This window comes from Brevundimonas naejangsanensis DSM 23858 (assembly GCF_000421705.1).
Lineage (GTDB): Bacteria > Pseudomonadota > Alphaproteobacteria > Caulobacterales > Caulobacteraceae > Brevundimonas > Brevundimonas naejangsanensis.
Map to the genome: position 1 here is coordinate 737925 of NZ_ATXN01000002.1, position 12084 is coordinate 750008.

At 67.0% G+C, this 12084-nt stretch carries 9 protein-coding genes and 2 tRNA genes; 2 read left to right on the top strand and 9 right to left on the bottom strand.

Annotation, left to right across the window (positions count from 1 at the left end):
* Positions 1-86 precede the first annotated feature (86 nt).
* The 3 genes from tuf to H556_RS0103820 all read right to left on the bottom strand — a co-directional run bounded on the left by tuf (position 87) and on the right by H556_RS0103820 (position 1591).
* The gene (tuf, locus tag H556_RS0103810; protein WP_024353177.1) at positions 87-1277 is read right to left on the bottom strand and encodes an elongation factor Tu; all 1191 of its coding nucleotides are present in this window, start codon (positions 1275-1277) and stop codon (positions 87-89) included.
* A gap of 60 nt (positions 1278-1337) precedes the next feature.
* Positions 1338-1411 (bottom strand) — tRNA-Gly (locus H556_RS0103815).
* Between the two features lie 96 nt (positions 1412-1507).
* A tRNA-Tyr gene (locus H556_RS0103820) sits at positions 1508-1591 on the bottom strand.
* A 149-nt stretch (positions 1592-1740) separates the two neighbouring features.
* Between H556_RS0103820 and rlmB the strand changes: the two genes are divergently transcribed.
* Positions 1741-2619: a 23S rRNA (guanosine(2251)-2'-O)-methyltransferase RlmB gene (gene rlmB, locus H556_RS15550; protein WP_029673177.1), complete on the top strand. Its 879-nt coding sequence runs from the start codon at positions 1741-1743 to the stop codon at positions 2617-2619.
* Between the two features lie 72 nt (positions 2620-2691).
* Complete coding sequence (locus H556_RS0103830) at positions 2692-3546, top strand: TerC family protein (protein WP_024353179.1); 855 nt, start codon at positions 2692-2694, stop codon at positions 3544-3546.
* A 63-nt stretch (positions 3547-3609) separates the two neighbouring features.
* Here the strand turns inward: H556_RS0103830 and metG are convergent, their stop codons facing one another.
* From metG to H556_RS0103860, 6 genes are all read right to left on the bottom strand, one after another.
* Positions 3610-5319 (bottom strand): methionine--tRNA ligase, encoded by a 1710-nt coding sequence (gene metG / locus H556_RS0103835; protein ID WP_024353180.1) that lies wholly within the window; start codon positions 5317-5319, stop codon positions 3610-3612.
* Positions 5320-5533: 214 nt separating this feature from the next.
* Entirely contained in the window at positions 5534-6877 is a 1344-nt protein-coding gene (locus tag H556_RS0103840; protein WP_035302782.1) for an MATE family efflux transporter, read from the bottom strand.
* 63 nt (positions 6878-6940) lie between these two features.
* Complete coding sequence (locus tag H556_RS0103845) at positions 6941-7336, bottom strand: DUF1489 family protein (RefSeq protein ID WP_024353182.1); 396 nt, start codon at positions 7334-7336, stop codon at positions 6941-6943.
* A 119-nt stretch (positions 7337-7455) separates the two neighbouring features.
* Positions 7456-9462, bottom strand: a complete 2007-nt coding sequence (locus tag H556_RS0103850; protein WP_024353183.1) for an acetyl/propionyl/methylcrotonyl-CoA carboxylase subunit alpha — start codon at positions 9460-9462, stop codon at positions 7456-7458.
* Between the two features lie 9 nt (positions 9463-9471).
* Positions 9472-10374, bottom strand: coding sequence for an enoyl-CoA hydratase-related protein (locus H556_RS0103855; RefSeq protein ID WP_024353184.1), 903 nt, complete (start codon positions 10372-10374; stop codon positions 9472-9474).
* Positions 10375-10433: 59 nt separating this feature from the next.
* Positions 10434-12026 (bottom strand): carboxyl transferase domain-containing protein, encoded by a 1593-nt coding sequence (locus H556_RS0103860; protein ID WP_024353185.1) that lies wholly within the window; start codon positions 12024-12026, stop codon positions 10434-10436.
* Positions 12027-12084 lie beyond the last annotated feature (58 nt).

Here is a 12084-nt window from a genome sequence, read left to right on the forward strand (position 1 = left end):
GGGCTGCTTGAGGCCGGTACGCTTACGCTTACTCGTTACTGGCGAACCAGCGAGGGCCGAGGCCCTCGCTCATTCTGACGTCGATATTACTCGACGATTTTCGCCACGACGCCGGCGCCGACGGTGCGGCCGCCTTCGCGGATGGCGAAGCGCAGCTTCTCTTCCATCGCGATCGGCGTGATCAGCTCGACGTCCAGCTCGGCGTTGTCGCCCGGCATGATCATTTCCACGCCTTCCTTCAGGCGCACGATGCCGGTCACGTCCGTCGTGCGGAAGTAGAACTGCGGGCGGTAGTTCGTGAAGAACGGCGTGTGACGGCCGCCTTCTTCCTTGTTCAGGATGTAGGCTTCAGCCACGAACTTGGTGTGCGGGGTGATCGAACCCGGCTTGCACAGCACCTGGCCGCGCTCGACGTCTTCACGCTTGGTGCCGCGCAGCAGCACGCCCACGTTGTCGCCCGCCTGGCCCTGGTCCAGCAGCTTGCGGAACATTTCGACGCCCGTGCAGGTCGTCTTCTGAACCGGACGGATGCCGACGATTTCGACTTCTTCACCGACCTTGACGATGCCGCGCTCGACGCGACCCGTCACCACGGTGCCGCGGCCCGAGATCGAGAACACGTCTTCGACCGGCATCAGGAACGGCATGTCGATCGGGCGTTCCGGTTGCGGGATGTAGCTGTCGACCGCCGCCATCAGCTCCAGGATGCGCTCTTCGCCGATCTGCGGGTCGCGGTCTTCGACGGCGGCCAGGGCCGAGCCCTTCACGACCGGGATGTCGTCGCCCGGGAACTGGTACGAGCTGAGCAGCTCGCGCACTTCCATTTCGACCAGCTCCAGCAGTTCCTCGTCGTCGACCATGTCGACCTTGTTCAGGAACACCACCAGGGCCGGAACGCCGACCTGACGCGACAGCAGGATGTGCTCGCGGGTCTGCGGCATCGGGCCGTCAGCGGCCGAGCACACCAGGATCGCGCCGTCCATCTGGGCGGCGCCCGTGATCATGTTCTTCACGTAGTCGGCGTGGCCCGGGCAGTCCACGTGCGCGTAGTGACGGTTCGCCGTCTCATATTCCACGTGCGACGTGTTGATCGTGATGCCGCGCGCTTTTTCTTCCGGCGCGTTGTCGATGTCGGCGTAGTTCATCGCCTTGCTGCCGCCGGCCTTCGCCAGCGTCATCGAGATCGCCGCCGTCAGCGTCGTCTTGCCGTGGTCAACGTGACCGATCGTGCCGATGTTCACGTGCGGCTTGGTGCGTTCGAACTTTTCCTTGGCCATGGCCAAACTCCTGTGGCCCGGGTCCGGAACGGAGGGGCGCTGTGCTCAGTTCATAAAACCTGGAGCGGGTAGCGGGAATCGAACCCGCATATTCAGCTTGGAAGGCTGCTGCACTACCATTGTGCTATACCCGCGCGAAGAATGCGGCTGCACCGCCCTTCGTTTGAAGAGCGACGTTTCCGCACCCGATTCCTTTCTGGACTCCCGGCCCGGCGGGCATTGAAGGCGCGTGGTGGGGGAAGCAGGACTCGAACCTGCGAAGCTTACGCAGCGGATTTACAGTCCGCCCCCTTTGCCGCTCGGGACATTCCCCCAGCGCGCCTTATGTCAATGCCGGTCTGGAAACGCCGGAAACAATCTTTCGATCATTTCGCGACGAAAGCCTTCGCTGTCGGGCGACGCCTGCAGTAGAGGAAGCGCCTGAACCGAAAGCCCTGGGGCCCAAATCGGAGGCCGTCTTATAGTGTCGTCATTTCGAGAACGCAACGACCGGAAAACCGGTAAAAAACAATCTTTCCACAAGAGGGACGAAACACGCCCAAATCGGGCTCAACCCCCCGCCCCGCAAGGACGCAGCTCCGGCGAAAACGAGCGCAGACCCGCCCGATCGCGCCCGGACGCCGATAATTTTCTTTGGGGACGCCACCCGGTTCTGGCCGCTTTGGCGAATCCGGCGCGGCGCGGAACGGGCCGTCTGATGGTCACGGAAGACCGCGCCGAGGAGATTCAGCGCGAGAATCTGGCGAACGGCCACCGAATTGAAGTGGTCGATTCGGTCGCCCTTGGCCGGATGCTGCCCGCCGGGGCCGTGCACCAGGGCATGGCCTTCAAGGTCCAGCCGCTGGAGGGCGTCGATCTGGAAGACCTGGCCGAACCGGCTGAGGGCGTCATCGTCATGCTGGATCAACTGACCGACCCTCAGAACGTCGGCGCCATCTTCCGCTCGGCCCTGGCCTTCGGCGCGCGCGGCATCGTCGTGCAGGACCGCCACTCTCCCGCCCTCGCCGGCGCCCTAGCCAAGGCCTCGGCCGGCGCGACCGAGCGCCTGCCCTGCGCCCGCGTCACGAATCTCAGCCGCGCGCTGGAAAAGCTGGCCGATCACGGCTGGCGCGCCATCGGCATGGACGGCGGCTCGGACCTGACGCTGGAACAGGCGCTGGACCCCCGTCCGACCGTCATCGTCATGGGTTCGGAAGGCGACGGCGTGCGCCGCCTGGTGGCCGAGCACTGCGAAGCGATGGCCCGCATCCCCATGCCCGGCGGTTTCGAGAGCCTGAACGTCTCCAACGCCGCGGCCATCGCCCTTTATGAAGCCGCGCGGGCTCAGGGGCGCGCAAGCTAGGGACACACCCCCCGCGCCACTTCGCCCCTGCGGCGTCTTGGCGCGGGTCCCGTCGGGCTTTATGAGTGCGGCATGGACTTCCTCTCCAATCCCGAACTGATCAGTCAGGCCTCCGCCCTCGGCAAGGTGCTGATGATCGACCTGGTGCTGGCCGGCGACAACGCTGTCGCCGTCGGCCTGGCCGCCGCCGCCCTGCCGCAGGAACAGCGCCGCAAGGCCATCCTGGTCGGCCTGGCCGCCGCCGTCGTCATGCGCATCGGTCTGGCGCTGATCACCGTCCAGCTGTTGGCCATCGTCGGCCTGTTGCTGGCGGGCGGCTTCCTGCTTCTGTGGGTCTGCTGGAAGATGTGGCGTGAGCTGCGCGAACAGGCCACCCACGATCAGGCCGAAGCCGAAGCCGAGATCGAGCGCGCCATGGCCATCGAACACGGCGGCGGCCCCTCGCCCGAGGAAATGGGCCTGAAGCGCAAGACCTTCGGCGCCGCCCTGATCCAGATCATGATCGCTGACCTGACCATGTCGCTGGACAATGTGCTGGCCGTGGCGGGCGCCAGCCATGATCACCCGTGGATCATGGTGTTCGGCCTGATCCTGTCGATCGCCCTGATGGGTCTGGCGGCCACCTTCATCGCCAAGCTGCTCAACCGTTATCGCTGGATCGCCTATGTCGGCCTGGCGATCGTGCTGTACGTCGCGCTGCACATGATCTGGGACGGCGGCCGTTCGGTGATCGTGCGCACCGGCCATACGGAACAGTTCAACGCCTCGGCCCCGGCCTTCCTGGCGATCGGCGCGGAGGAAGAAGCCAAACATCTGCGTCAGGGCGGCAAGGGCGCAAACTCACATACGCCCCACGCCCTGCCCGGCGGTCGAGAGCGGGGCGCCCCGCCGCCGCAGACGGTCGAGCCCGCGCCGCCTGCGCCCTGAAACAAAAAAGGCCCGGAGCGATCCGGGCCTTTTCTTTATTGCATGCCTTGGTCGTTAAGGCCCTTACCCCTCAGCGCCGCCGAAGCGTTCGGTCCATTCGGCGACCTGAGCGTCCTCGATCTTGGCGAACAGCACCTGGGCAGAGGCTACGGCCTGCCCCGTCGGCAGGGCGTTCAGCAGATCGACCGGCGCGTCCGGCCAGGACAGGTCGGTCGCGCCCACGGTCGCGGCGATGCGGGCCGCCGCCTCGGGCATGAAGGGGGCGGTGATCCGGGCGAACAGGGCGACCAGGTTCAGGCCGGTGCGGACCCCGACGGCGGCGCGCTCACGGTCGGTCTTCAGCGCCGTCCACGGCGCGGCGACCTGCAGATACTCATTGCCCAAGGCCCACAGGGCGCGCGCGGCCTGGGCCGCCTTGCGGAACTCCATGGCCTCGAACTCGGCGGTCAGTTCGTCCAGCCCGGCCTTGATGTCGGCGGCCAGCTTGCTCTCCAGCGGCCCGGCCTCGCCTTCGGCCGGCAGCACGCCGTCGAACTTGGACTCGGTGAACTTGACGATGCGGTTGACGAAGTTGCCCAGCACGTCGGCCAGGTCCTTGTTCGTCGTCGACTGGAACTGCTCCCAGGTGAAGGCCGCGTCGGAATGTTCCGGCCCATAGGCTGTCAGGTGCCAGCGCCAGTAGTCGGCGGGCAGCAGCTCCAGCGCCTGATCCATGAAGACGCCCCGACCCATGCTGGTCGAGAACTTTCCGCCGTACCAGTTCAGCCAGTTGAAGGCCTTCAGCTGGTCCACTGTCTTCCACGGCTCGCCTGAGCCGAGGATGGTCGATGGGAAGCTGACGGTGTGAAAGGCGACGTTGTCCTTGCCCATGAACTGAACGTAGCGCACGTCCTCGGCGCCCTCGTCCAGACGCCACCACGAGCGCCAGTTTCCGCCGGTCTTGTCGGCCCATTCCTCGGTTGCGCCGATGTATTCGATGGGCGCGTCGAACCAGACGTAAAAGACCTTGCCCTCCATGCCCGGACGCGGCCCGCCGTCAGGACCGACGACCGGCACGCCCCATTTCAGGTCGCGGGTGATGCCCCGGTCGATCAGGCCTTCATCCAGGTGCTTATAGGCGATGGAGCGGGCCAGCGGCTGCCACTGGGGCGAGCGGGCGTCGACCCAGGCGCGCACATCGTCGGCCACCTTGGTCTGCAGCAGATAGAGGTGGCGCGTGTCGCGGACCTCCAGATTGCGGCTGCCCGACACCGCCGAGTAGGGATTGATCAGATCGGTCGGATCCAGCAGGCGGCCGCAGTTGTCGCACTGGTCCCCGCGCGCCTTCTCATAGGCGCAGTGCGGACAGGTCCCCTCGACGTAGCGGTCGGGCAGGAAGCGGGCGTCGTCGATCGAATAGATCATCCGGTCGACGCGCTCCTCGATCAGGCCGCGCTCCTCCAGCACCTTGGCGAAATGCTGGGTCAGGCGGGTGTTCGGCGAGTTGGAGCTGCGGCCGAACACGTCGAACGACAGGCTGAAGGCTTCGCCCGCGCGGCGCTGCACCTCGTGCTGCTCATCGCAATAGGCGCGCACGTCCTGACCGGCGGCGGCGGCGGCCAGTTCTGCCGGGGTGCCGTGTTCATCGGTGGCGCAGACATAGAGGACATCATGCCCCCTCGCCCGCATGAAACGCGCCCACACATCGGCGGGCAGCATCGACCCGGCCAGATTCCCAAGGTGCTTGATGCCGTTGATGTAGGGCAGCGCCGAGGTGATGAGGATGCGGGCCATGATGTTCCAACGTCTGACAGGGAGGCGTCGGATATAGAGGGCGAAATGGGCGCCGTCACCTTTAGCCTTCTCCCTCCCCTTCATGGGGAGGGTGGCTGAGCCTGAAGGGCGAGGCCGGGTGGGGGCGGCAAGGCAAACCAAGCGCGTTCCGTCACCTGGCTCTCCCCACCCGGTAGCTTTGCGACCGCCCTCCCCATGAAGGGGAGGGAGAAATCTACGTCAGCCGCCGCGCGATGCGCACGAAGCGCCCGGTCAGCAGCGCGCCCGAGATCAGGCTGGCGACGATCACCGACCAGACCAGTCCGTCCACCCCGATCCGGTGCGCCAGGAACCAGCCCAGCGGGATCATGATCAGGCCATAGGACAACAGGTGCATCAGCGTCGGCCACACCACGTCGCCTGCCGCACGGTTGGCCTGTGCGGCGACCACCTGCATGGCGTCGGCGACGAAGAACAGCGTCGCCAGCACCAGCGCCGGAGCCGCAATGGCGAGGATCGCCGGGTCGGTCGTATAGGCGCCGACGATCAGCCGCGCCGACGGCCAGATGATCAGAGCGATGATGAAGGCCAGCACCGTCACCACGCCGATGCCGGCCAGACCGCCGCGCATCACGCCCGCCTTGTCCGCCGCGCCATAGCTGCGACCGACCAGCACCGCCGTCGCGGACGAAAGCCCCATCGGCACCATGAAGACTATGGCCGAGATGTTGATCACGACCGCCCAACTGGCGGTCTGGGCGGCGCCCAGCTGACCGGCGAACAGGGTCATGGCGGCGAATGCGCCGACCTCGATGAAGTTCGACGCGCCCGCGCCCAGCCCGACCTTCATCTGCTGGCTCTCGACCGCCTTGTCGCGTTTGGGCTTCTTGAACACGCCCCAGGCCCGCGCCTCGGGCAGGCGCAGGATGAAGACGACCAGAAAGATCGCCAGCGCCGTGCGCGCGCCGAACGTCGCCCAGGCCGAGGCCACCGCGCCATGCAGGCCGATGCCCAGCAGGTCCGGCACCAGCAGCAGGTTCAGCGCCAGATTGACCGCATTGGCCACCCACATGGCGACCATGCCCGCCTTGGGCCTGTGCAGTCCCTCAAGGAAGAACTGGGCGCAGACCGAAATCAGATAGGCGGGCATCGACAGGGCGAAGACCATCAGGGCGGGCGTCGCGCCCTCGCCCAGACCATCCTCCAGCCCCATGTGAACCAGTCCGAACGGCCCGAGCAGCAGCAGGCCGATCATCGAGACCAGACCGATCTGCAGCGAATAGGTCATCCCGCGCCTCAGGACGGCGCCGACCTCGTCGCCCCTGCCCTCGCCCAGCAGGCGGGCGGTCATGACCTGCACCCCCATCATCAGGCCGACCGCCGTGGTCAGCACGACCGAGGACGGCGCCCATGCCAGGGAGTGGAAGGCCAGCTCGCGGCTGGCGTAGTGGCCGACGACGATGGCGTCCGTCAGCCCCATCGTCATGATGCCCAGACGCGCCATAACGACCGGCCAGGCCAGCTTCAGCAGCTCGGACAGGGTGGCGCGTGTTTTGAAGCTGAACAGAGCGTGGGTCATCGGAGGCCGCAACAGCCACGCGCCCATGCGCGCGTCAATCGATTTTCCGTGTGTTTCGGGCGCCTACCAGGCGCCCAGTTCGCGCAACTCCCGCGCCAGTTCGGGCGGCAGGTCCGTCGGCTCGGCCACCGACAGGTCCGGCGGCACGTCCTTGTCGAAATAACGCCAACCCTGAAACGGCCGCCGGGCCAGCGGCGCGGTGCGGATGACCTGGCTGTCCAGCTTGATTTCACACCGGCTGGCCTTGCCCTCGCCCACGGTGGTGATGTCCAGAATGCGCTGACGGCAGGTCACTACGCCCTTCATCACCCAATAAAGGGAGCCGCCGTCTTCGATCTCGGCGGCGCGCTTGGGCGTCATGCGGGTGTGAACGATGCGCCAGTCGGACCGGGCGGCGTTCGCCTCCAGCGTCTCGACGTCCGACACGCCGACGCAGAGCTTGATCATGTGCAGGGGCATGAAACGCCGCCTCTACTCCGTTCATCCCGGCGGACGCCGGGACCCAGTGAGAGCCCCGCACGCGGCGCTCGACAAACTTGCTCGGGCCAACTCCCGGCGTCCGCCGGATCAGCGGCGGTTTAGTCCGCCGCCTTCACCACAGCCAGAACCGCGCCGTCCACGACCTGATCACCGACAGCGACGTTGAACTCGGCCACCACGCCGTCGAAGGGCGCGGTCAGGGCGTGCTCCATCTTCATGGCTTCCAGCACCACGACGGGTTGGCCCTTGGTCACGGCGTCGCCGGCCTTGGCGGGCGCCGCGACGATCTTGCCCGGCATGGGCGCGCGCAGGCCGCCGTCCGAGGCGGCGCCTACTGTGGCCGTTGTCGGTCGGCACAGCGACACCCGCGAAACTTCCCCGGCGCGGAAAACGACGACGTCATCTTCAACCGATATGATCGAGGCGGCAGGCCGACCGTCGAACATCACGGAGGCTCCCTTGCCACGCCCCCCCCATTGCACGTCAGTGACCAACGAGGTAGCGCCCGCGCTCACGTTCCAATTCCAATCCGGCCTAGACGAAAATACGAAGTCCGATGCCGCATCCGCCGAATAGACCCGCACCTTAGCCCCAGGCGAGCTATTGGCGCGGAACCCGAATATGCCGTCCGGGGTCGGCGTCCACGGGTCGAAAGGCCCACTTCCCCAGAACGCCCGGTCGTCATCGCGGGCAAGACCGTCGAGCAGAGCAGCGGCTCCTGCTAAGACTGCTTCCGAAGCGGACGCCGCGATCAGCGCGCTCTCCTCCGCTGCGATGAAGCCGGTGTCCACGTCACCCTCGACGAAGCGCCGGTGATCCAGACAGCGCGCCATGAAGCCCGCGTTGGTCTTCACCGGCCAGACTTCTACCTCGCGGCAGGCGTCGGCCAGGCGGGCGGCGGCGGCTTCGCGGGTGTCTTCATGGACGATCAGCTTGGCGATCATCGGGTCGTAGAACTGGCTGACCTCGCCGCCCTGCATCACGCCGGTGTCGACGCGGATGTCGTCGGGCATGACGAAGTGATCCAGCCGCCCGATGGATGGCAGGAAGCCGTTGGCCGGGTCTTCGGCGTAGAGGCGGGCCTCCATGGCCCAGCCCTTCATCGGGATGTCGGCCTGCGCCAGCGGAATGGGCTCGCCCGCCGCGACGCGCAGTTGCCATTCCACCAGATCGACGCCGGTGATGGCCTCCGTCACCGGGTGCTCGACCTGCAGTCGGGTGTTCATCTCCATGAACCAGATGCGGTCAGCCTTCAGTCCGTCGGAGGCGTCGGCGATGAACTCGATGGTGCCCGCGCCCTGATAGTCCACGGCCTTGGCGGCGCGCACGGCGGCCGCGGTGACGGCGTCGCGCGTGGCCTGATCCATGCCGGGCGCCGGGGCTTCCTCGATCACCTTCTGGTGGCGGCGCTGCAGCGAGCAGTCGCGTTCATGCAGGTGGACGACGTTGCCGTGGCTGTCGCCGAAGACCTGCACCTCGATGTGGCGCGGACGGGTGATGTAGCTCTCGATCAGGACGCGCGGGTCGCCGAAGGACGACTGCCCCTCACGCTGCGCTGAGGCCAGACCTTCGGCGAAGTCCTCAGTCCTATCGACCTTGCGCATCCCCTTGCCGCCGCCGCCCGCGACCGCCTTGATCAGGACGGGGAAGCCGATGCGGTTCGCCTCGGCCGTCAGGGTCTCCAGCGACTGGTCCTCGCCCTGATAGCCGGGCGTGACGGGCACGCCCGCCTCGATCATCAGCTTCTTGGCCGCGTCCTTCAGCCCCATGGCGCGGATCGAGGACGGCTTGGGGCCGATCCAGACGATGCCTTCCGCCGACACGGCCTCGGCGAAGTCGGCGTTCTCGGACAGGAAGCCGTAGCCGGGGTGGATGGCCTCCGCCCCCGTCGCCTTGGCCGCCGCCAGCACCCTGGCCGCATCCAGATAGGATTCGCGCGCCGCCGCCGGGCCGATCAGCACCGCCTCGTCCGCCTCACGCATGTGCAGGGCGTTGGCGTCAGCCTCGGAATAGACGGCGATGGTGCGCAGGCCCATGCGGCGAGCGGTGCGGAAGACACGGCAGGCGATCTCGCCGCGATTGGCGACCAGGACGGACTTGAACATTCGGCTACCTTATTGCGCCCAGCTCGGCGCGCGTTTGTCGAGGAAGGCGCGCACGCCCTCCTGGCCCTCGGCCGAGACGCGGGCGCGGGCGATGCGCTTGGCGGTCTCTTCCAGCAGGCGGTTGTCGATCTCTTCGCCCGCCACATCGTTGACCAGACGCTTGGCGTCGCCCATCGCGCCCGGCGCATTGGCCGACAGGCTGTCCGTCAGCATGGAGATGAACTCGTCCACCGAACCTTCAGGCAGGACCATGTCGATCAGCCCCGCATGAGCGGCGTAATCGGCGTCGAAGATGTTGGCCGTCAGGAATAGCTGGCGCGCGCGGCGCGCGCCGACCGCCTCGATGACATAGGGGGCGATGGTCGCGGGGATCAGGCCCAGCTTGACCTCGGAGAAGGCGAAGCGCGTCCCTTCGACCGCCACGGCCATGTCGCAGGCGGCGACGATGCCCGCACCGCCGCCCATGGCCGCGCCCTCGACCAGAGCCACCGTCAGCGCCGGCACGTCGTGCAGGGCCTTCAGCATCTTCGCCAGGCCCATGGCGTCGTCGCGGTTGTCGCTTTCGGACCAGTCGGCCGCGTCGCGCATCCAGTTCAGGTCGGCGCCCGCGCTGAACGTCCCGCCCGCGCCGCGGATGAAGACCACGCGGACCCGGTCAGCGCCCTGCAACGTCTCGAACGCTTCATACAGGGCGGCGATGGTGGCGGCGTCGAAGGCGTTCTTCTTCTGCGGCCGGTTGATGGTGACGAAGACCACGCCGTCGGCCGTGGCGTCGATCTGCACCAGGTCATCGTTCGCATCCGGCGCTGGGTCAGCGACGAAGGGATGGGCGATGGCGTTCATCTCCGCCGCCTCGGCGTCGGTGATGTCCAGGGCGTTGAGGTCGTCTTCGGTGGGCTTCTGGTCGGTCATGATAGGCTCCTTGCCGGACTGAAACGCGGCAGCAGTGCTTTGGTGCAGGCTTTCGCCAGTTACATCCGGAATACGCCGAAGGTCGTCTCAGGGATGGGTGCGTTCAGGCTGGCGCTGATGGCCAGACCCAGCACGTCGCGGGTCTGGGCCGGATCGATGACGCCGTCGTCCCACAGGCGAGCCGTGGCGTAGTAGGGGTTCCCCTCGTCCTCGTACTTCTGACGGATCGGCGCCTTGAAGGCCTCGGCCTCTTCCGGCGTCCAGGTCTCTGCGTCGCGGTGAACGGTGGCCAGGACGCTGGCCGCCTGCTCGCCGCCCATCACGCTGATGCGGCTGTTGGGCCAGGTGAACAGGAAGCGCGGGGAATAGGCCCGGCCGCACATGCCGTAGTTGCCGGCCCCGAACGACCCGCCGATCAGGACGGTGAACTTGGGCACCTCGGCCGAGGCGACGGCCGTCACCAGCTTGGCGCCGTGCTTGGCGATGCCCTCGGCTTCATATTTGCCGCCGACCATGAAGCCCGAGATGTTCTGCAGGAAGAGCAGCGGAATCTTGCGTTTGCAGGCCAGTTCGATGAAGTGCGCGCCCTTCTGGGCGCTCTCGGAGAACAGCACGCCGTTGTTGGCCAGGATCGCGACCGGCTGCCCCCAGATGCGAGCGAAGCCGCACACCAGCGACGTGCCGTACAATGCCTTGAACTCGTCCATCTCCGAGCCGTCGACGATACGGGCGATGACCTCGCGCACGTCATAGGGGGCCCGGACATCCTCGGGGATGATGCCGTACAGCTCAGCCGGATCGTAAGCGGGGGCGCGCGGCTCGCGCACGTCCAGCGGCTGGGGCTTGGCAGTGTTCAGGTTGGCGACGATGGAGCGCACGATCTCCAGCGCGTGCTCGTCGTTCTCGGCCACATGGTCGACCACGCCGGACCTGCGGCCGTGGGTCTCGGCCCCGCCCAGCTCCTCGGCCGAGATGACTTCGCCGGTCGCGGCCTTCACCAGCGGCGGCCCAGCCAGGAAGATGGTGCCCTGATTGCGGACGATCACCGTCTCGTCCGACATGGCCGGCACATAGGCGCCGCCCGCCGTGCAACTGCCCATGACGCAGGCGATCTGGGGGATAGACCGGGCGCTCATCCGCGCCTGGTTGAAGAAGATGCGGCCGAAGTGATCGCGATCAGGAAAGACCTCCGCCTGGTGCGGCAGGTTGGCCCCGCCGGAATCGACCAGATAGACGCACGGGAGGTTGTTCTGCTCGGCGATCTCCTGCGCCCGCAGGTGCTTCTTCACCGTCACCGGGAAGTAGGCGCCGCCCTTCACCGTCGGGTCGTTGGCGACGATCATCACCTCGCGGCCCGACACCCGGCCGACGCCGCAGATCATCCCGGCGCCCGGCGCTTCGTCCCGATACATCCCATCGGCGGCCAACTGGCCCACCTCCAGAAACGGCGAGCCCGGATCCAGCAACCGCTCGACCCGATCCCTCGGCAACAGCTTTCCGCGCGCCACATGGCGCTCGCGGCTGGCGTCCGATCCGCCCCGCGCCGCCTTGGCGACCTTTTCATAAAGCACGTCCCGCAGGGCGCGATTGTGCGCATCCAGCGTTTTGAAAGCAGGACTGTTGCGATCGACGGCGGAAATCAGCTTGGGCATGCCTAAGGTTTAGGAGGCTTCCGCGCCGGGGGGAAGCCGTTCGGTTCACCGAAGACGA